The organism is Halobacillus trueperi, assembly GCF_003386945.1.
GTDB classification, from domain to species: Bacteria; Bacillota; Bacilli; order Bacillales; family Halobacillaceae; genus Halobacillus; species Halobacillus aidingensis.
Genome location: NZ_QUAE01000011.1, coordinates 56124 through 77287, shown reverse-complemented (window position 1 = coordinate 77287; position 21164 = coordinate 56124). Strand labels below are relative to the sequence as shown.

At 41.6% G+C, this 21164-nt stretch carries 20 protein-coding genes and 1 other annotated feature; of the genes, 6 read left to right on the top strand and 14 right to left on the bottom strand.

What is annotated here, in order from left to right:
- Positions 1 to 15: 15 nt before the first annotated feature.
- Together DYE48_RS13845 and yjbM are read right to left on the bottom strand one after the other, a co-directional pair.
- Positions 16 to 822 (bottom strand): NAD kinase, encoded by an 807-nt coding sequence (locus DYE48_RS13845; RefSeq protein WP_115824145.1) that lies wholly within the window; start codon positions 820 to 822, stop codon positions 16 to 18.
- A 15-nt stretch (positions 823 to 837) separates the two neighbouring features.
- Positions 838 to 1476, bottom strand: a complete 639-nt coding sequence (gene yjbM, locus DYE48_RS13840) for a GTP diphosphokinase (protein ID WP_115824144.1) — start codon at positions 1474 to 1476, stop codon at positions 838 to 840.
- Between the two features lie 133 nt (positions 1477 to 1609).
- Between yjbM and DYE48_RS13835 the strand changes: the two genes are divergently transcribed.
- From DYE48_RS13835 to DYE48_RS13825, 3 genes are read left to right on the top strand one after another with little or no spacing between them, the layout of a single operon-like run.
- On the top strand, positions 1610 to 2194 hold the full coding sequence (locus DYE48_RS13835; RefSeq protein WP_115824143.1) for a CYTH domain-containing protein: 585 nt from the start codon (positions 1610 to 1612) through the stop codon (positions 2192 to 2194).
- A gap of 54 nt (positions 2195 to 2248) precedes the next feature.
- Positions 2249 to 2647, top strand: a complete 399-nt coding sequence (locus DYE48_RS13830) for a globin domain-containing protein (protein ID WP_115824142.1) — start codon at positions 2249 to 2251, stop codon at positions 2645 to 2647.
- On the top strand, positions 2644 to 3531 hold the full coding sequence (locus DYE48_RS13825; protein WP_115824141.1) for a ClpXP adapter SpxH family protein: 888 nt from the start codon (positions 2644 to 2646) through the stop codon (positions 3529 to 3531). The genes DYE48_RS13830 and DYE48_RS13825 overlap by 4 nt, the downstream gene beginning before the upstream one ends.
- A 309-nt stretch (positions 3532 to 3840) precedes the next feature.
- Here the strand turns inward: DYE48_RS13825 and pepF are convergent, their stop codons facing one another.
- The 3 genes from pepF to mecA form a co-directional block, all read right to left on the bottom strand.
- Positions 3841 to 5649, bottom strand: a complete 1809-nt coding sequence (gene pepF, locus DYE48_RS13820) for an oligoendopeptidase F (RefSeq protein ID WP_115824140.1) — start codon at positions 5647 to 5649, stop codon at positions 3841 to 3843.
- A gap of 65 nt (positions 5650 to 5714) precedes the next feature.
- Positions 5715 to 6866, bottom strand: a complete 1152-nt coding sequence (locus tag DYE48_RS13815; protein WP_167449516.1) for a competence protein CoiA — start codon at positions 6864 to 6866, stop codon at positions 5715 to 5717.
- A 214-nt stretch (positions 6867 to 7080) separates the two neighbouring features.
- On the bottom strand, positions 7081 to 7779 hold the full coding sequence (mecA, locus tag DYE48_RS13810) for an adaptor protein MecA (protein ID WP_115824138.1): 699 nt from the start codon (positions 7777 to 7779) through the stop codon (positions 7081 to 7083).
- Positions 7780 to 8074: 295 nt separating this feature from the next.
- Between mecA and DYE48_RS13805 the strand changes: the two genes are divergently transcribed.
- On the top strand, positions 8075 to 8740 hold the full coding sequence (locus tag DYE48_RS13805; RefSeq protein ID WP_115824137.1) for a TerC family protein: 666 nt from the start codon (positions 8075 to 8077) through the stop codon (positions 8738 to 8740).
- A gap of 83 nt (positions 8741 to 8823) precedes the next feature.
- On the opposite strand, the gene spxA is transcribed toward DYE48_RS13805, so the two are convergent.
- The 8 genes from spxA to DYE48_RS13760 all read right to left on the bottom strand — a co-directional run bounded on the left by spxA (position 8824) and on the right by DYE48_RS13760 (position 18253).
- Entirely contained in the window at positions 8824 to 9219 is a 396-nt protein-coding gene (gene spxA / locus DYE48_RS13800) for a transcriptional regulator SpxA (RefSeq protein ID WP_008638741.1), read from the bottom strand.
- Between the two features lie 285 nt (positions 9220 to 9504).
- Complete coding sequence (locus DYE48_RS13795) at positions 9505 to 10095, bottom strand: GNAT family N-acetyltransferase (RefSeq protein ID WP_115824136.1); 591 nt, start codon at positions 10093 to 10095, stop codon at positions 9505 to 9507.
- An 811-nt stretch (positions 10096 to 10906) separates the two neighbouring features.
- A complete protein-coding gene (locus DYE48_RS13785; protein WP_115824134.1) occupies positions 10907 to 12127 on the bottom strand; it encodes a putative glycoside hydrolase in 1221 nt (406 codons plus the stop codon).
- A 170-nt stretch (positions 12128 to 12297) separates the two neighbouring features.
- Complete coding sequence (locus DYE48_RS13780; RefSeq protein ID WP_115824133.1) at positions 12298 to 13236, bottom strand: ABC transporter ATP-binding protein; 939 nt, start codon at positions 13234 to 13236, stop codon at positions 12298 to 12300.
- The gene (locus DYE48_RS13775) at positions 13233 to 14291 is read right to left on the bottom strand and encodes an ABC transporter ATP-binding protein (RefSeq protein ID WP_089653938.1); all 1059 of its coding nucleotides are present in this window, start codon (positions 14289 to 14291) and stop codon (positions 13233 to 13235) included. Before DYE48_RS13775 ends, DYE48_RS13780 begins: the two co-directional genes overlap by 4 nt.
- 16 nt (positions 14292 to 14307) lie before the next feature.
- Positions 14308 to 15438, bottom strand: a complete 1131-nt coding sequence (opp3C, locus tag DYE48_RS13770) for an oligopeptide ABC transporter permease (RefSeq protein ID WP_089653937.1) — start codon at positions 15436 to 15438, stop codon at positions 14308 to 14310.
- A gap of 6 nt (positions 15439 to 15444) precedes the next feature.
- Entirely contained in the window at positions 15445 to 16371 is a 927-nt protein-coding gene (gene opp3b, locus DYE48_RS13765) for an oligopeptide ABC transporter permease (protein WP_089653936.1), read from the bottom strand.
- 178 nt (positions 16372 to 16549) lie between these two features.
- Positions 16550 to 18253 (bottom strand): peptide ABC transporter substrate-binding protein, encoded by a 1704-nt coding sequence (locus DYE48_RS13760; RefSeq protein ID WP_115824132.1) that lies wholly within the window; start codon positions 18251 to 18253, stop codon positions 16550 to 16552.
- 407 nt (positions 18254 to 18660) lie between these two features.
- Here DYE48_RS13760 and DYE48_RS13755 point away from each other — a divergent pair, with 407 nt between their 5' ends.
- Positions 18661 to 19032 (top strand): DUF3899 domain-containing protein, encoded by a 372-nt coding sequence (locus tag DYE48_RS13755; protein WP_115824131.1) that lies wholly within the window; start codon positions 18661 to 18663, stop codon positions 19030 to 19032.
- Between the two features lie 53 nt (positions 19033 to 19085).
- Positions 19086 to 19282 (top strand) — a binding site (T-box leader).
- Between the two features lie 58 nt (positions 19283 to 19340).
- Positions 19341 to 20342: a tryptophan--tRNA ligase gene (trpS, locus tag DYE48_RS13750; RefSeq protein WP_115824160.1), complete on the top strand. Its 1002-nt coding sequence runs from the start codon at positions 19341 to 19343 to the stop codon at positions 20340 to 20342.
- Positions 20343 to 20368: 26 nt separating this feature from the next.
- On the opposite strand, the gene DYE48_RS13745 is transcribed toward trpS, so the two are convergent.
- A complete protein-coding gene (locus tag DYE48_RS13745) occupies positions 20369 to 21130 on the bottom strand; it encodes a YjbA family protein (RefSeq protein ID WP_115824130.1) in 762 nt (253 codons plus the stop codon).
- Positions 21131 to 21164 lie beyond the last annotated feature (34 nt).

Sequence of the window (21164 nt, the reverse complement as noted above, 5' to 3'; positions counted from 1 at the left end):
CACCTCTTTGTCACATTAGTCTGAGTAGTCATCAGCTACAAAGGAGTCGTGGACACGTTTCCAGAAAGGAAATGGACGGAACCTTGCAAATCGGACTTTCTCTTCGGCCACGCGACATTGAATCGATTTTACGTCTTTATAGGTACGAGTGATATGATCGATCGTAAAAAGAAAGCTGCGGTCATGCTTCGGCTTGAACATGCACGTATGATGACTAGGTAAAATCAATGGAGACCCAATCGTTCGGAACACACGGTTGTTGATCGAAGCCATTTCAGCAATTTGGAAGGCTTCAAGAGAAGGATGCAAAATCGCTCCTCCCAGCGCTTTATTATAGGCGGTACTCCCGGATGGTGTAGAAACGCACAGACCGTCTCCACGGAACGTCTCAAAATGGTCTCCTTTAATTTCAATGTCCATAACCACCGAACCTTCTGACGTTTTGATCGTACACTCATTCAGCGCAAGGTAGCGGTCCTCTTCTCCCCCGCTTTTCGGGCGGATGGTAACTTCAAGGAGTGGATATTCGACCACCTGGAACGGAGTCTTCGCAATCTCAATGATCAGCTTTTCTAATTCTTCCGGCATCCAATCTGCATAAAAACCGAGGTGTCCGGTATGTATTCCTATAAAAGCTGTTTTATCCAATCGGTGAACATACGTGTGGAAAGCCTCCAGCAATGTGCCATCCCCACCGACAGAAATGGCAAGATCGGGTTCATCTTCATCATATTCCAACTTGAACTCCGTCAAGTAGTTCTTAATTTTCGAACGGATTTCGTTCGATTTTTGATCACCTTTAGAAAGGATCGAGAACTTCATCGTCCGCCCACTCCTTTAAGTTTTTCTAGTGTTCTTTTTTTGTTCTTCTCTTTTTAGAAACGCTCGTTGCGCTTCTTGGATCTCGCTTTTTATTTTGGACATCTCTTCATCGAGCTGAAAGGCAGCCTCACCGGCACGTTTGAGACGTGATTTAATTTCTGATGGTATTTTCCCCGAATACTTATAATTTAATGAGTGTTCATTGGTCGCCCAAAAATTCATGGCAAGGGTGCGGATCTGAATTTCTGCCAATACTTTCTTCTCTCCATGAATGGTTTCCACCGGGTAACGAATAATGACGTGGAAGGATCTATACCCACTATCCTTTTTCCTTGAAACGTAATCTTTTTCTTCTACAATTTCAAAATCATGGCGGTTCCGAAGCATGTTGACAACCGCATAAATGTCATCAACGAATTGGCAGACCACTCTCACTCCAGCTATATCCTGCAATTCTTCTTCGATGTTTTCAGGATTAATGGCTTTTCGTCGAGCCTTTTCAATAATGCTTGATTTCGGCTTGACGCGTCCGGTTACAAATTCAATGGGAGATTGTTCCTCCTCATATTCAAACTGCCGGCGCATGCCTTTTAATTTAATTTTTAATTCTTCCACAACTTGTGCATAAGGTGCTATAAATATATCCCAATTCATCAAGCAACCACCTTTATGTATCCAATCTTCATAGTAAATATGTGCGTTTTGTTCATCATTCATTGTATCATAAAGTTAGCCTGCAGAATAAGCAGAGCGCCTGACATTATACTACGATCAGGAGGTCTTAACCATGGCACAGGAAATTGAAATCGAGTTTAAAAACTTATTAACAGAAGACGAATATGAAAAGGTTTATCATTTTTTACCATTCAAATCAGTTGAACTCATGGAACAAACCAATTATTATTTTGAAACAGAAGACCTAAATCTAAAGCAGCAAGGAGCTGCTTTGAGAATTCGTCAAATACAAGGTCAATGGACATTGACGCTTAAGCAGCCACATGCAGAAGGTCTGCTTGAAACTCATGATTCGCTTACAGAAGAAGAAGCCAATCTTTGGATTCAAGACAAAATGACAGAAAAGCCTCATGTCTCCAAGCAGCTGGTTGACCTTGGTATATCCCTTGAAAATCTTCACTACCTCGGTTCTCTTACAACGAGACGAAAAGAACTTGCCTACAAAGCGGCTACCGTCGTCCTTGACCACAGCCTTTATTATGACAAGGAAGATTATGAGCTGGAAGTAGAAGCCGGTTCTAAAGAGACCGGGAAAAAAGTGATCGACGAAATCCTCCATGCATGCAATATTCCTAACCGTGAAACAGATAATAAGATCAAACGTTTCTACGACAGAAAGCGACTGCAATCAGAATAGTTGCCGTTCTCTAGCCCTCATTGCTAAAATGATGAACAGACAGGAAGGGATGCTATGCAACAACGAGAAACGTTTTTTGAGGAAATTGGTAAAGAAAAAATCGATGAGCTTGTCGAAGCTTTTTATAAACGTGTGAGTGAACACCCGGATTTAATTCCGATCTTTCCGGACGATCTTACAGAAACCATACGAAAACAAAAACAATTTTTAACCCAGTTCTTCGGTGGCCCCCCACTCTATGTTGAGGAACATGGTCATCCGATGTTACGGGCAAGACACCTGCCTTTCAAAATCACACCTACAAGAAGAGATGCATGGTTATCCTGCATGTCCGGTGCCATGAATGAGGTTGATATTCAAGAACCGCATCGTTCTTTTATGTTTGAAAGGCTTACGATGACAGCAAACCATATGATGAATTCACCAGAAGATGAGAAAGGAGAATCGATGTGAGTTGGAAAAGTTTAAACAGTGACAGTGATACAACTGGAACAGCGAGCGGTTTTTTCGATTTACTGAAACGACCGATTGAGATCTATGTTTTTATTGATCCCTTATGCCCTGAATGCTGGTCACTGGAACCCTTCCTCAAAAAGCTCACGATCGAATACGGACGCTTCTTTACTCTCCGGCCGATCATCAGCGGGAAGCTATCTTCTTTACACCAGAATAAAATAAAAAGGCCTGAAAACTTGAAAGAGGCGTGGGACAAGACCGGTTCCCGTACAGGCATGTGCTGTGACGGGGATGTATGGCTCGAAAACCCTGTATCCTCCCCGTTCGCCACGGCTCTTGCTGTAAAAGCGGCTGAATTACAAGGAAAAAAGGCTGGAATGCGCTTTTTACGAAAAGTACAGGAATATGTTTTCTTGGAAAAACAGAACATTTCAGATGAAACGGTTTTAATTGAGTGTGCTGAAAAGTCCCGTCTCGATGTCTCTGAATTCAAAAAAGATCTCCACGGAGACGCTGCAAGAAGAGCCTTACAGTGTGACTTGAAATTGGCTCATGAGATGGATGTGGATTCCACACCTACCATTGTCGTCTTTAACGAATCAGAAGAAGATGCCGGCTTAAAAATCACCGGATTATACACGTACGATGTTTATGTGAAAGTGTTGAAAGAAATGCTACAAAAAGATCCAAAGCCGGGAATAAAACCAGCTTTGGAGGATTTCTTGCAACACTATCGCTTCGTCGCCAACAAAGAAATTGCGGTTGTGTATGACTGGACAGAACAAGAAGCGAAACGAGAAATGAAGAAGCTTGTACTGAAACAAAAAGTGCGGGAAATCCCCGTGAAGCATGGAGCTTTCTGGCAATATATCGAAAGTTGATTAAACTCCCGGAAGCGGGAGTTTTTTCTTTGGCAAGGAGTCATGTGTATCCATTCCTCTCCATAAAATGAACCATGGAGGTGTGTGTGGAGATGAAAATTTGGGTAATCCTACTTTTCGTAATTAGTATTTTATTTCTTGCCGCTTTCCACTTGTTCGCACTCATGAATTTATATCCAATTTACATCAGTTCGCCTTTATTGTTCATTGCGATTTATCTCATTTTATCCATACCATCCCACAAGAAAACATTTCGCGGCTTTAAATAAAGAAACCCACAGAACTTTTTGTTCTGTGGGTTTATCTGTGTTATTTTTTCAAAAGTTGTTCCATTTCATTTAATTTTTCTTCGAAAACATCCAATGCTGATAATATCGGATCTTTCGATGTCATATCGACTCCAGCCTGCTTTAGGACCTCAATCGGATAGTCACTGCTGCCCGCCTTCAAGAAGTTTTTATAGCGTTCAACCGCTGGTTCTCCCTCTTCAAGGATTTGTCCTGCTAATGCCTGTGCTGCTGCATAACCGGTAGAGTACTGATACACATAATATCCCATGTAGAAATGCGGAATACGAGCCCACTCGAGACCAATTTTTTCATCTATGACGATATTCTCGCCGAAGTATTTCTTATTTAGGTCATAATAAATTTCTGTCAGTTTTTCAGCCGTCAAAGCCTCGCCGTTCTGGGCTTGCACATGAATCTCGTGTTCAAATTCCGCAAACATCGTCTGGCGGAAAACCGTACCACGGAAGCCTTCCAAAAAGTTGTTCAACAAATAAAGCTTCTCTTTTTCACTGTTGGTTTTCTTAATCATATAGTCATTGAGAAGCGCTTCATTACATGTAGAAGCTACCTCTGCCACGAAAATGGAGTAGTTGCCGTAGCGATATGGCTGGTTTTGATGCGTATAGTAGCTATGAAGAGAATGGCCGAGTTCATGAGCTAACGTAAATAAATTGTTTACATTATCCTGCCAGTTCATAAGAATATATGGGTTCGTTCCATAATGGCCGGATGAATAAGCACCGCTTCGCTTCCCTTTATTCTCCTCTACGTCAATCCAGCGATTTTCAAATCCCTCTTTGACGATATTCACGTATTCTTCGCCCAGTGGCTCCAGGCCTTTGGTAACCAAGTCCTGAGCTTCATCATACGAAATTTCCATCTCAGCATCTTTAACAAGTGGGGTGTACAAGTCATACATATGAACTTCATCAAGGTCCAGTACTTCTTTTCGAAGCTCGGCATAGCGATGCAAGAGAGGCAGTCTCTCGTTCACTGCTTCCAAGAGATTATCATAAACCGACTCCGGAATGTTATTGCTGTCTAGTTTCGCCTGTCGTGCCCGGTCATACTTCCTTACAGAAGCGTTGAAGTTATTCTTTTTCACATGTCCCCCGAGTGTGGAGGCAAATGTGTTTTTGAACGATCCAAACGTATCATACATCGCATCAAATGCAGATTTCCTCACTTCCCGATCATCTGACTTAAGAAAATTGATATAGCGTCCGTGGGTTAGATCGACTTCTTCTCCTTTTTCATTTTTGATGGTCGGAAAAGTGAGATCCGCATTGTTTAATGCGCCGAAGGTTTGTGAAGGATTGGCACCAATCTCAGAGAAACCAGCCAACAATTTCTCTTCTTTCTCACTCAATACATGCGCCCGTTGGCGTGTGATTTCATCGAGTGTATGTTCATACAGCTCCAAGGGCTCATAAGATTCAATAAAGCTTCTCACTTTTCCTTCAGGAAGAGCAAGAATCTCCGGAACGATAAAACTCATAGCCGAGGCGATCTTCGTGTATAAGTTCTCAGCCTTTGCATTCATTTCCTGATAATGAGCATTCGTTGTATCTTGGTCATTTCTCATATGGGCATAAGTGTACAACAAGCCAATTTTATGGGAAATTTTATCTTGAAAGGAAAGAAGCTCATATAGCTGTTCCGCCGATTCCCCAAGTTTACCCTGGTACTTTTCTAATTCAGGAAGCAGCTCCTTCGCTTCTTCTAATTTTTCATACCATTCTTCATCTGTGGCAAACATGGCTTCAAGGTCCCATGTTTTATCAACAGGTATATCTTCTCTTTTTGGTAGCTCTTTCGCAGACGACATCCAACATCCTCCTTCAAAATAATTCGTCACCCTAAAAATTTCTCGATTAAGGTGCAAATCCCTTCTTAAATCTTAATTCTTTGTAAATTTTTCAACTGATCCAACGTCCTACGGTCATCTTCCAACGCATCCTCCACTCGTTTATGGAAGGGGACCTGTTTACTCTTGATATAATTATTCTTCCCTGTTTTTTCTATGATATTTAATTGAGTAAGCAAGTCTAAATATTGTTGGCTTAAATGTGGGACATATCCGTTTGGAGTCGAAGCAATCTTCAGGAAGGGAAATTCGATGAGGGAACCTATAGGAAGGTGAAAGAAATGATCGAGGAAAAGACGGGTTTGCCATATATACGGCCTCATTACAGATTGAACTTGGCCGGGCACAGGCAAATAACAAATACTTGGGATCAACGAGAAGTGATAACCCCTTAAGTAAAGATACTGACGATATTGACGTTCTTCAGAACTTACCTGACTCTGATAAACCGTCCGATTTTTATACCATAATTTCTCTACTTCTCTTAAGAAATGATCCTCCCCATAACTATATGGTACAGAGGAAAATAACTGAGCAAAACTAAGATTAGTTAGCGATGAGGAGAAAGTATTAGCAAAGACCCGGCGTCCACCTGCGGATTTGGCATTTGAAAGCACGCAGATGATATTCTTTGAAGCATGAAAGAAATATAAGTGATAATCATCATTTAAGTAATAAAGGAAAGAGCGGGTAAAATCACTGAGAGAACAATGATTGGAGTTTGAGGATTGAAGGTGTTTTGCACCAAGAATCCAGAGAGGAAAAATTCCTGCGTCCCGGTAGGAGAGGTTTCGTTTTTTGATTTCGCGCTTGGGAACAGAAGCACACTGATACTCAATCGCGATTTTCTTATCATTGACCATTAAGTATAAGTCCGGTCTTTGTCTAATCTCTGGCAAGTACTGCTCCAGCTGAACCTCATACCCTTGGTACTTCAACCATGTAAACAACTGCCATTTTCCTCGATCATGTTCGACAGTCTCCCCTCCTTTTAGCACAGTACAATTGCTTTTGGGAAGATGGGAAAAGTGAGGAACTGTCCGTGTCCCCGACCGTATTTGCAACATTTCATGACAGACAGGACAAAAATAGGGGTTCTTCCTTGCCAAATTTATTTCCGCTTGCGTCAGCTGGTACAAAGATTGTAAATCTCCATTTGTATCTAAAGCATACAACACCTGCTTAATCACCTCCTATGTCCTTTTATTCGACACAAGGCCCCAATAATCCTGCTTAACTTACCGGATTCGAACCTCGAACCGCTGTCAAACCTTAGGGGAATAGCCTGAGTATCCAAAACTGAGTCTTCATTTAAATGGACCCTCAATTTTGAAGTAAATCTATATCATTTAAGACAAAAAAATAAGCACACGTGGTGGTGTGCTCGTCGAATTAATCGACAGGAAAATATTCTTTCACTGATTCCAATGCCTGCTCGCTGAATATCGTTTTTCCATACTCCTCCAACCTGTGAATCGTAAGGGATGACTCATGTCCGTATTCCATAAGTTGACTCAACACATTTTCTTGGTCATCATCACTCATATTTTCATCATTGAATTGAATATATAAATAGTAGCGGTCTTCAAAATGGAATAAGCGCTGCTCCATGGATTCAGTCGGTACTACGTAGTGGCTCAGTTGGATCACATCTTCAAAATCATTGAATTTGAGTGTGAACGTCAGAGGTTCATCTGAATCCTCCTGATCCTCATCGTATTCATTCCTTTGATCATAGTCTTCGGAAGATTGGAATTTATCATCAAGCAGTGACTCCAGTTTTTCATCCACTGGAACATCAATTGCCTTACCGTCCTCATTCGGAAGTTCGAGCTTTTGGCCATCCTGGGATACTTGAGCCTTAGTCACGATCACTTCTAGTCCTTTGTCCATCGCCTGGACCTGAATCCACAATGGACCATCCGCCTGGAAGTTTTCCTGATCGTTCACTTCATCCATCATTTCCCAAAAAAGCTGTTCACTGCGTTCTCGGTTATACCAGATTTCTTCTCTGTCGAAACCTCTTTGCTCTACGTCTTGATATGTTACGTAAAATTTAACGGTATTTTCATTAATGCGTTCGATTTCCATACGTTTCTCTCCCTTCTTGTCATGTTTTAAGGGGGAAGGGAACACTCACCCTTGCGTCGCTTATAAAACCTTACCCGTTAGGCCAAAGCTTCAACCGTCATGATGTGTGGAAATAAGGGTTGATGTACTTCTATTGTATGACAGCAAAGGCTGTTTTGAAAACAAAATGCTCGATTTCAGCATATAACCATTTGTGTCATGAATAAACATGGAAATAGGCCCTCATTCGGTTGATTGACTTTATATTTTAGCTTATTCCCTTAGGTTTGTCACTACATAGCAGGAGGATTTTTCAATGAACTGGGACTTGCTTGAACCATTACTCATCATTATCAGTATTGATATTATTCTTGGCGGTGATAATGCCGTAGTCATAGCACTGGCCAGCCGCAATTTACCCCCTGAGCAAAGAAACAAAGCGATTCTTCTCGGGACAGGCTTAGCCATCGCTGCCAGAGTCCTTTTGACTATGGTTGCTCTTTATCTTCTCCAAATCCCTTTCCTTCAATTAATTGGAGGATTGCTTCTCTTTTATATTGCCATGAAACTGCTAACTGATACAGAAGAGAACGATCACATCAAAGCAGGTGACAGCCTGGCTGCTGCTGTAAAAACAATTGTCTTTGCTGATATCGTGATGGGTTTTGACAATGTACTTGCCATAGCTGGAGCCTCTCACAACAACATCATTCTCGTCATCATCGGGCTTCTCGTATCTGTACCTATCATCGTTTGGGGAAGCCGAATCATCCTCGTGCTCATGGACAAGTTTCCACTCCTCATTTATTTCGGAGCTGGGATTTTAGCTTACACAGCTGCCGAGATGGTAATGGAAGACCGCTATATCCTGCAGTATATGGAAGATTACCCACTCATCCATCAGTGGTTTGCAGTGGTTATGGTTATTGCAGTCATTACTTTAGGTTATTTTTCCAACAAAAGAAAAGGCACGGCAGTCTAACAAAAAATCACCCATTTTCTAAGTAAGAATAAGGGAATAAAAAAGCTGTGATGGTTTGATCACCATCACAGCTTTTTCATTTATTAATTGACTAAGCGTTGAGCTTCTTTCAATTGGAATGTGCGTACACTTCGAGGTAAGAAACGTCGAATTTCATCTTCGTTATAACCTACCTGCAGACGTTTGTCATCCAAAATAATTGGGCGACGTAACAAACCAGGGTTCTCCTGAATCAAGTCAAAAAGATCTTGCATCGGCAGCTGATCGAAATCCACCTTCAATTTTTGGAAAACTTTTGAGCGTGTAGAGATGATTTCTTCCGTTCCATCCTCCGTCATACGGAGAATTTCCTTAATCTCATCCAACGTTAACGGCTCGGAAAAGATGTTTCGTTCAGTGTAAGGAATATCGTGCTCTTCCAGCCATGCTTTAGCTTTTCGACATGATGTACAACTTGGTGAGGTATAAAGTGTAACCATACAGAAACTTCACTCCTCAATATTTTATGGTAGAACTTTAATTGCTTATTTTATTTGTAATCAATATAATCTGACCATGATTCTACTATAACACACCTGTCAAGTTTCATCTATAAAAACACGAACATATGTTACAGAAAGCAATTATAAATCGTTTCCATGTTCTTATACCACGTTATATATAAGGTTAAACCTCTTTTTTAGAGAAAATATAAAATTATTCTATTTTCAACTAATAGCCTTCCATTGAAAATACCCACCTTAATTAACGGTGGGTATATGTGATCAGTTTTTTGTTTTATCCAGTTCTTTTAGGATGTTTTCCATATCACGCTCTTCATCATGAGTCAGCACTTCATCGACAGGCTGATAGGATTTTCCGTAGAATTCTTTATCCTTATACGTATGAATTACTGTGTACATCTCTTTCATCTGCTCATAAATTTGTTCCTCAGACGCATCTTCCGGAGACCAGTAAAGGATTTCCATTTGATTGAGTTCGTCTGTAACAACAGAGCGTCTTGTGTAACCAATGGATTTTGCGTGCTTAAATCCTTCACGCTGATAAAAGCGGAGTCTTGCTTCAGTATCCGAGTCATCATAATCGACAGGTTCGACTTCCAGGATGATCGGCTTCCCTTTCGCCTTCATTTTTTCGATGAGTTTATGACCAAGTCCTTGACCACGTGAAGCAGTGGAAACGTATACATAGTCGATGAAAAGAAAAGAATCAAATTCCGCGTACATAAGGACGTGGTGTTCTCCTTCATCTTTGTAGTACACATCACTTTTTTCTTTCAATAATGCTTCCATGTGTTCTTTTGATTTCATTTCCTCTACTGGGAAATACTCGTTCAACTTCTCATACCAATTCATTGATCTACTCCCTTATCATTAGTCATCTTCTATTATACCGAATAATCATTCAGTTGTTAAATGCTATTCTATACACTTTCTTTTGCATTTGTAGCGTCAGCTGTGTATAGAATGTGGAGGATTCCTATAAGATATGCTCTATTTATCCATTTCCAAAAATGGCTCCGAAAAAACGTCCCCCTTCTTTTACCTTTTGATATTCCAGATAAGCTCCCGATTGTGGAAGACTCAGTTTCGAGATAATTCGGGGTTCGTTTGCCACATTTGGTGTCAGAGGTGGTTGGGAAGCTACTCGCTTTCCTGTGGGGGAGCGCCGAGCTTCCTCAGGCTATCGCCTTGCGGGATCTCGCCTGTCTCCTTCTCCCACGGGAGTCTCGCAGCTTCCCAACCACCCCATTCGATGTAGGTGAGAAATGAACCCCTATACCAAGATGGGGCGTCTTCCACCCCAACGCAGTAGCAGGCATAAAGCGCTCTAAATCAAGCTTTCAAGCTCAGAATGACCACTGGGGGGAATTTTATATTATCCACTTCGCTTGAGCATACAAGCAGAGTTTCTGAGAAGTGGTTTCGAGACACTTACTTGGCAAAGGGGCGGAGGGGAATGGGGAGACTCCTGTGGGAAAAAAGTGCATGGTGAGACCCCACAGGACGCAGTCCGAGGAGGCTCACCGCTCTCCCACGGAAAGCGACTCATTCCCCGCAGTCCCCATCCACTTAACAAAAGTCTCGAAACTGAGTCTTCAAGACTCCTGCCATTATCTTCAATAAAGAAAAAGGTGTGGAATCTCTTTGATCCCACACCTTTTTACTAATCTAAGGGTGTATAGTCTACGTTTTTCGTGTAATTGTTTCCAGCATTCCATAGAAGGAATTCGTTAATCCCGTTTTCGTTTAAGGCACGAATTTGAGCTTCCACTTCTGCTTTTCCATATTGCTTCGTAGGTCCAGAATAAAGCCATGGAGCTTCAAAATCCTGCAGCCAAGGACGCGAGGTTGGAGAATTCTCTAATGCTCCCAATACCTCGTTCTCGACTTTTGCGTATTCACTTATTAGACGGTAAGGTTCAGTATCCGGTTTTGAGATTCCAAAATACGGCCCCCAGTGACTTGGATAAATCATAGATGAAATAACATCAACATTTGATGAAATCTTTGAAAAGTTCTGTCCGATGTTAGGTGCTTCTGTAATGGTTGCTGCATAGCCAAAGATATCTACAGAGACATCAACACCATAGTATTCCAACTCTTTACTGGCATATTCGACAAAATCTGTAACGGCCTGGACGCGTTTTTGGACATTGTCCATATCCATATCTCCGTACTTCCCTTGGCCGTACTCGAGAACATCGTCACGGCTTCCAAAACCTTCTGGGAAGCGGACATAATCGTACTGAATTTCTTCAAAACCCATTTCTGCTGCTATTTTTGCAAGTTCTACGTTATATTCCCAAACTTCCTCCATAAATGGATTGACGAATGATTCACCTTTTCCGTTTTTCCAAACTTGTCCGTTCTGAGTGAAAGATAAGTCCGGGCGTTTTTCAGCTAGTAAGCTGTCCTTAAATACAACGACACGAGCAATTGGATAGATTCCTTTTTCCTCAAGCTCTTCTAACATAGCACGAGGATCATCAATAAATCCCTCGGCAACGTCCGCATAAGGAGAACCTTCTTCTGGCTCGAACGTGATGTTCCCGTTATCCTCTTTTATATCAATGACCATCGCGTTCAGTTCTGTATCTTCGACAAGCTTCGTAAGCTCCGACATCTTCGCTCCACCGGCGGAAGGCCCCGTAACAAAAATACCTCTAACGGCATCTGGGTATTCAAAAGTCAATCCAGAGTTATATGTAAATCTTGCCGCTGGACTAGGAACGGTTAATTCCTTCAAACCCGATTGTTTTTTCGTAAGCATGGCCACCTCTTTCGTTCCTTCTCCATCTTCCGCCTTCACGATATGTAATGACCCCATCATTCCGAAAAGGAGAACCCCCGTGAAAATCACCATCCATAGTTGTCTTTTCCCCATGTGCATCCTACTCCTATCCTAATTTCTTCTAATCTTTATTATAAAAGAGGAAGGCCATTTATAACAGAGCTCTCTGACAATTTTTCATAATTTTTCCCTATAGCACTACAATTGTACTAAACATAGGTAAAAAAAAGGCCCTGTCACCTCGACAGAGCCTTTTCACCATATTATTCTCCGGTACCGTGTTCACGTTGGTACTGTTCGAATTCTTTTGTAGTACAAAGAACAAAGTGACCAGGACGTACTTCCCGGAACTCAGGTTCTTCACTCGTATCGTGTTTGGTAGGATCATAAGTGAAACGCTCACGAGAACGTTCGTAATCCGGATCAGGTAATGGAATGGCAGATAGTAGAGACTGTGTATAGGGATGAATGGGGTGCTTGTACAATTCATCTGCATCCGCAAGCTCAACCATTTTACCAAAGTACATAACGCCGATCCGATCACTGATATATTTGACCATCGACAAATCGTGGGCGATGAACAAATAGGTTAGACCTTTTTCTTCTTGAAGCTTTTTCAAAAGGTTAACCACTTGTGCTTGAATGGAAACGTCAAGAGCAGAAATTGGCTCATCAGCGATGATGAAACTCGGGTCTACAGCAAGGGCACGTGCGATACCGATACGTTGACGCTGACCACCACTGAACTCGTGCGGGTAACGGTTAGCATGCTCTTTATTCAACCCTACCGTTTCCAACAACTCGTGGACTTTCGCTTTACGGGCTTTTCCATCTTTCGCAAGTCCGTGAATGTCCATTCCTTCTGCAATAATATCTTCAACCTTCATACGAGGGTTTAACGATGCATAAGGATCCTGGAAAATCATTTGCATTTCACGGTTGAACTTCTTCAAGTCTTCACGAGATTTTTTCCCATGTACGTTCTCTCCGTCAAAAATGACTTCTCCATCTGTAGCATCGTACAAACGGATGATCGTACGTCCAGTTGTGGATTTACCACAACCAGACTCACCAACAAGTCCGAACGTTTCCCCTTTATAGATGTTGAAGTTCAAACCGTCCACGGCTTTTACAACACTATGACGGCCTGTTTTAAAATGTTGTTTAAGATTTTTTATTTCGACTAATTTTTCTTGACTCATACTCGTTCACCTTCCGAACTGCTGGATGAATTCGCCATGCCTTCCATACGCTTCTTCACCGCTGCTGGTGGTTCAATCTTTGGTGCATGCTCATGCAGCAACCATGTAGCTGCGTAATGTGAATCACTTACCTTAAACATTGGTGGCTCTTGTTCAAAGTCGATCTTCATCGCGTATTTGTTACGCGCAGCAAAAGCGTCCCCTTTTGGTGGGTGCATTAAGTCTGGTGGTGTACCAGGGATAGCGAAAAGCTCTTCATCCGCGCTGTCAAGTGAAGGCATAGAGCCTAATAATCCCCATGTGTACGGATGTTGTGGATTGTAGAATATATCATCTACCGTGCCGACTTCGACAATTTTACCTGCATACATAACCGCTACTCGGTCAGCAACGTTTGCTACAACACCCAGGTCGTGCGTGATGAAGATGGTCGCTGAATCTGTTTTCTTTTGAATATCTTTCATAAGCTCCAGGATTTGCGCTTGAATTGTTACATCCAAGGCTGTTGTAGGCTCATCGGCAATTAACAGTTTAGGATTACACGCTAATGCGATGGCAACAACGACACGCTGTCTCATACCACCCGAGAACTGGTGTGGATATTGTTTCATACGGTTTTCAGCATCTGGAATACCGACAAGCTCGAGTAATTCCATGACACGTTTACGAGCCTGAGGCTTACTCATTTTTTGGTGTTTGATCAGACCTTCCATGATCTGATTTCCAACTTTCATCGTCGGGTTCAGAGAAGTCATAGGATCCTGGAAAATCATGGAGATTTCTTTACCGCGGATCTTCTGCATCTGTTTCTCGTTCATTTTCGCAAGGTCACGACCTTCAAAAAGGATCTCTCCTTCTTTGATCCGACCCGGCGGCTTTGGAATTAAGTGCATAAGAGCTTTAGTTGTAACGGATTTACCGGAACCTGACTCTCCTACAATCGCTAAAGTTTCTCCTTTTTTCACATCAAAGTTAACGCCGCGTACAGCTTTGACTTCACCACCGTAGGTGTCAAAGGAGACATGTAAGTTTTTAACATCTAGTAGTTTTTCCATTTTGTACACCTACCTCCTATTCGCGCATCTTCGGATCGAATGCATCACGAAGACCATCAGCTAAGACGTTAAAGGCAATCATGATAAGTGAGATTATAATTGCCGGGAATAATAGAATGTGCGGATAAATCTGCAATGAATCGAAACCTGCATCGATGAGTGTACCTAAAGAGGCCATCGGAGTTGGTAGACCTAGTCCGATAAAACTTAGGAAAGCTTCAAAGAAAATCGCTGAAGGAATCGAGAACATCGTGTTGATAATAATTAAACCTAATGTGTTCGGAATTAAATGTCTTTGCAATATACGTCCATCTTTCGCACCTAACGTTCTAGATGCAAGAACGAACTCTTGGTTTTTCAATTTCAATATTTGTCCTCGGACTATCCGTGCCATTGAGATCCATCCCGATATGGCAAGGGCTATGGTAATAGACATGATTCCTGGTTCTAGTATTAGAATCATTAAAATAATGAGAACCAAGTTTGGAATACCAACGAGAATTTCAATGAAACGCTGCATGTAGTTGTCAACACGACCACCGTAATAAGCTGAAATCCCACCATATGCAACTCCAATAACCATATCTATAGCTGCAGCCAGCAGGGCAATATAAAGAGAGACACGTGTTCCCATCCAAGTACGGGACCACTGGTCACGACCCAAACCGTCAGTACCGAACCAAAAGTTCTCATCCATGTCTTTGGCAGCATATACATCATAAGTGGCTCTGACTTCTGCTTGTTCACCATTGGAGCCATCATTCAATACTTCCGTCGTGATAAACTCTTCCTGGTTATTAAAACGCATCAAGGCTTTTGTTTGTGCGCCCTCTAATGTGTCGGCAGACTGTACATCAGAAAGTGTACCATCCATTCCAAGCCACGCCAGACCCTCTATCTTAGGGGGCATTTTTGCACGAGAAAGGTCTTGTTCATACTGTCCATAATCGTTCATATATGGACCAAAAGCAGCCATTAAACCTAAAACAATCAAAACAGCCAGCCCAATCATCGCTCCTACGTTCTTGCGGAGACGAATAAAGGAATCCTGCCAGAAGGAAAGGCTCGGCCGTGATATCTTCTCATTTTCTGTTTCTGTCGTTTCTACGGGCACAAATAAGTCTTTCGATGGTTTGTGGTTATCCATAGTCGATCACTCTCCTTCCGCCAGTCGAATTCTAGGGTCGATGACTCCATAAAGCAAGTCGATGACCAGGATGATGAAGATGAATAGAAAAGCGATTAAGAGGGTTGTACCCATTATGATTGGGAAATCATTCATATTGATCGCCTTAACGAACTGTTCACCAATGCCAGGCACGGCAAAAATGTTTTCAATAACAAGCGTACCTGTCATCAATCCTACAGCTAGCGGACCTAACACTGTAATTAATGGAATTAAAGCATTCCTTAAACCATGCTTAAATACAACACCGACTTTATTCACACCTTTGGCACGGGCTGTAACAATATAATCAGAACCCATAACCTCAAGCATTTCTGTTCTCATAAAACGGGCAGCAATTGCAATTGGGAAGATGGCCAACGAAATGGTTGGTAATATGGTATATTCCCAGCCTTCCCACAGAGCAACTGGCAGCCAGCCGAACTTAACACCAATATAAAACTGTAATAAACCTGCAAATACAAATGATGGTATGGACTGTCCTAATACAGCAAGGAATGTAGACGTATAGTCCATGATTCCATTATGGTAAATTGCAGATACAAGTCCTAATAACATCCCAATTATTGTTCCGATAATCATCGCTTGGAAACCTAGCTGAACCGAAGGACCAATTCTCTCCATAATAATTGTAGTGACCTCTCGATTGTCGAACTGGAAGGAAATACCTAAATCACCTTGAGCCAAGTTGACCATATAGTTGAAATACTGAACAGGAACTGGATCATTCAATCCATACTTTTCTAAAACTACCGCTTGCTGTTCATCTGATAATTTATCTGCAGCACTTAGGGGAGTACCTGGTAAAAACTTCATCAGAAAGAACGTTAAGGTAGCAATTAAAAACATCGTTATAACCATATATATTAGACGCTGGATTATATAACGAGTCATATCAACACCTCCATATGTGTAAACCTACAAACTTATCATGTTGTCATAATTGACAGAAATTTGTCTATAATCTGAATAATTTGATGGCAGGGAAAAAGAGAGCATACGCCAACACGTTGGACATATACTCTCTCCCCTTTAAAGCAAGCCTATATGTGGTTGGAAATTGTTATTTCAATTATTTACCTTCGATATAAGCATACTTGTAAGTGTAGTCAGGTCCCATAGGCTGAGTGATTACACCTTTAACATAAGGCTTCCAAAGTTGAGCAACTGCACGCTGGTAAAGAGGTGCAAGAACTGCATCTTCTTGGATAAGGATTTTCTCAGCTTCCAAGAAAGTTTCGAAGCGTTCAACCGGCTCTTGAGCAAGCTCAGTATTCGCTTTTTCAATTAGACCGTCGTACGCTTCAGAAGAGTAGCCAGTCTTGTTGTTTCCGCCATCTGTTACGAACATGTTCAAGAACGTGTTCGGGTCGATGTAGTCAGGACCCCAACCAGAGTTTTGAATATCATATTCCATGTTTTCATCACGCTGAAGGCGCTCTTTGAAAGGTACGGATTGAACATTGACAGTTAGACCTTCCAGCTGCTCAAGCTGGTCCTTGATGTAAGCGTCCATGTTCATAGCCACTTCACTATCGCCACCAAGGTAGCCAAGTTCAACTGTGTCCATGCCAAGCTCTTCTTTAGCCGTAGCCCAAAGCTCTTGAGCTTGTTCAACATTTGTTTCAATTAGATCACCGTTAAGCTCACGGAAGTCTTCTTCTGTTTCAGGGTGCTTCGTGAAGTTCTGTGGAACGTGACCTACAGAAGGAATAGATCCATTATTCAAGATAACATCAACCATAGATTGACGGTCGATAACCATTTGAATCGCTTTACGGGCATTTACGTTACCCAATACTTCGTTTTCTTGGTTCATCTTCAAGTAGAACAATACAGGCTCTTCTTCAACTTTGAAATCATCAGAAGTACGGTATTGGTCTACGAATTCTGCAGAAAGACCTGTACGATCAATTTCACCCGTATCATAAAGGTTTACAGCCGTAGATGTTTCTTTAACAACGTTAACGTTGATTTGTTCAAGTTTCACATTTTCTGCATCCCAGTAATCCTGGTTCTTTTCAAGCGTCCAGCCTTCACCGTGGTTCCACTCAGTTAGAACGAATGGACCGTTGGAAAGAAGTGTGTCCGCTTCAAGAGCGTATTGATCACCTTGTTCTTCAACGAATGCCTGATTCAACGGTAGGAAAGTACCGAAAGTAGTCAAAGATTCGAAGTAAGGAACCGGCTTTTCAAGTTCTACAACTAGTGTGTAGTCGCCATCAGCCTTAACACCAAGTTCTTCGACAGGAACTTCACCGTCAACGACAGCTTGTGCATTCTTGATAACGCCACCCATCATGTATGGGCCGTACTCAGAACCTGTATCAGGATTTACAGCACGTTGCCAAGCGTATACGAAATCGTTCGCTGTAACAGGATCGCCGTTTGACCAAACAGCGTCTTCACGAAGGTTGAACGTCCAAGTAAGACCGTCTTCACTTACTTCGTGGTCTTTAGCAATTCCTGGTTCTGGCTGAGCGTTCTCACCAAGACGATAAAGTCCGTCTGTTGTAGAACCTAACCATTGGAATGCTACAGCGTCAGTTGCTAGAGATGCGTCCATTGTTGGGATCTCTGCACTGTCTGTAATGTTAAGTACTTGTTCACCTGAAGCTTCTCCTTCTTCACCAGAAGTGTCTTCAGTTTCTGTTGTTTCCTCTGAGTCAGCATCGTCTGTGGAATTTGACGTATCGTCTGATCCACCAGAACAAGCTGCGAGGAACATGCTAAGTACTAGTGCAAGTACTAGCAATAACCAATTTGTCTTTTTCATGATAGAAAATGACCTCCCCTAAAAATTTTCTAAAAATTTGTTGTGGCATTTTGTCCACATATCGAATTATACAAGTTTTCTAACTATTTTGCATTACCTTTTTTTTTGAAAACTCTCAGGATTCCCACCATTATTACGTTTCAGTAACACAAAATGCGACTAATTACCTAGTTTATTTTACAATATTTACGACTTAAACTTATTATTTATAAGCTCATATGCATAAAAAAAGATATGGGATTTTCAAACAATGTTATTTATCACGGTTATCCGTTAAAGCGTTTGAATATACCATTCAATATTTTGGCAAGGATGAATTTTCAGTTTATTTAATGTGTTAACAATTCCTTCATACTTGCTAAACATGCTATAATATAGTTCGAGTTTGTATGAAAGGTGGAAAAGGTGTGACCATCATAAAAAATAAATGGTTGATGTTCAGCTTAAACATGGCAATCGTAACGACCCTGTTTATCGTTCTTGCTCCTGCTTACGATTTATTTCATTATATTAACCAGCTTTTCTATATCGCTTACTTCTATATATTCGTAGGTATTATCATGTGGGTTATCCGAGGGGGATTCTTTGACGGGATCACATACGGTTTCAGACGATTTACAAACCGCATGTCCAAACAGAGGGATTACTTAGACGATTGGGAAGAGAAACCCCTCCCCTCTCAAGCAGTACACAAAACGTTACCCAAGTTCTTCTTATTCCATGGGACAATGTTAAGCATAAGTTTACTGGCTTTACTTTTCCTTTACTATTCAGCCTAAGAACTTGCATACAGCGGATGAATCCGATATAATACTGACTTACTAATATAGTACGAAAAGCAATGAAGAAGGATAAGTACGTAGGGTGAATCCTCTACAGAGAGGCTGTGGTCGGTGGAAACAGCTGAGGACACCAAACGGAATTGGGCCTTTGGAGCTTCTAATGACGTAAATCGGCGTTAACGATTCAAGACGACTTCTATATTATTAGAAGTAATTAGGGTGGCACCGCGGATCATTCGTCCCTTCCATGATGGAAGAGATGAATGGTCCTTTTTTGTTCAAAAATAAACGTTGAGGTGATGATGATGACAAAAACGATTTTCTCAGGCATTCAACCAAGTGGTACGTTAACACTTGGAAACTATATTGGAGCCATGAAACACTTTACAAATTTACAGGATGATAACCACTGCTATTTTTGTATTGTCGATGAGCACGCGATTACTGTTCCGCAAGATCGCCTGAAATTGAGAGAAAACATCCGTTCTCTGGCAGCTCTATACTTGGCTTCTGGAATTGACCCTGAGAAAGCGACCCTTTTCATTCAATCGGAAGTTCCTGCCCACACTCAGCTGGGTTGGATGTTACAATGCGTCAGCTACATTGGTGAGCTGGAGCGAATGACGCAATTCAAAGACAAATCTGCCGGCGGAAAGGAAGGGGTATCGTCTGGTCTCCTCACTTACCCTCCATTGATGGCAGCAGATATTCTCCTTTATAAAACGGATATCGTTCCTGTAGGAGATGATCAAAAGCAGCACCTAGAGCTTACAAGAAATTTAGCTCAACGCTTCAACAATAAATTCAATGACATTTTCACCGTTCCTGAAGTAAGCATTCCAAAAGAAGGGGCGCGCATCATGTCCCTTCAAGAGCCTACGAAAAAAATGAGCAAGTCTGATGAAAATCAAAAAGCGTTCATTTCCATGCTGGATGATGAAAATAAAATTATGAAGAAAATCAAAAGCGCGGTCACAGATTCTGATGGAATCGTGAAGTATGATAAAGAAAACAAACCTGGCGTTTCTAACCTGTTGACGATTGAGTCTGCTTGTAGTGGTGCAAGTATCGAAGAGTTAGAACAAAAGTATGAAGGGAAAGGATATGGGGATTTCAAAGTAGGCGTCGCAGAGGCGGTCATTGCCGTTTTAAAACCGATCCAAGAGCGTTATGAAACACTGATTCAATCAGAAGAATTGGATGATATTTTAGATGCAGGAGCCGAGAAAGCATCCTATGAAGCAAACAAAATGATCCGCAAAGCGAAGAAAGCCATGGGCCTTGGCCGCGTCAAGAAGAAGAAATAACAAAAAGCCAGAATTGAGTATTTTCCTCAATTCTGGCTTTTCATATGTTGAGAGACACCTTCATTTTCTCCCTGCCATATGGTTTCAAAGAAAGGCTGCCCTTTCACCATCTTTTTGCATAGTTCTTCGTGGGCCATCGACCATCCATTACATGTTCCTTCATATAAACGATCCCATGCTTCATCGTTGGAGAACTGCTTGATTGTTGGATATTGAGCTGGATTCCATTCCGTCAGCCAATAGCGGATTTCTTCCGGGTGATCGGATTGCTTCAATTGATCGAGTGCCATCATCAAAAGCTGTTTCAATTGCCTTTCTCTCCGCGTCAATCCAGACATCTTCCTTGGGTCTAATGATAAAATATGATGTTCTTTTAACATTCTTTCTTCTATTAAATAGTGCTCACGTTCTTTGCCTTGAACCATTTCGAACACTAGACGCTCTTGTCTAGGTATTAAACGGCTCTTCTTAACAGGAAGCGTGTAGCCAATCGTATCAAATACAATAACATCTTTGCCATTTGTGACGACCGCTGCATATTCAACCGTATGACGTTCTTGATTTTTCTTCATATACGTTTTCCGATGGACATCCTGTAGCAGCGATGCTGGTAGATCTTGCAAATCATTCTCAATAAAATTAAACAATTCATCACTGATTAAAATCAAAGGAATTTGATCGATCAGCTCAATTCCATCCTCTTTGCGCCATTCATGAAAACGACAGACGTTATACCCATTCTCTTCACCTTCAAACCAGTTCACCCACAGATCATGCATGTATAACATTTCGGACCCTCACTTTCACTCGGTGATCTCTTTT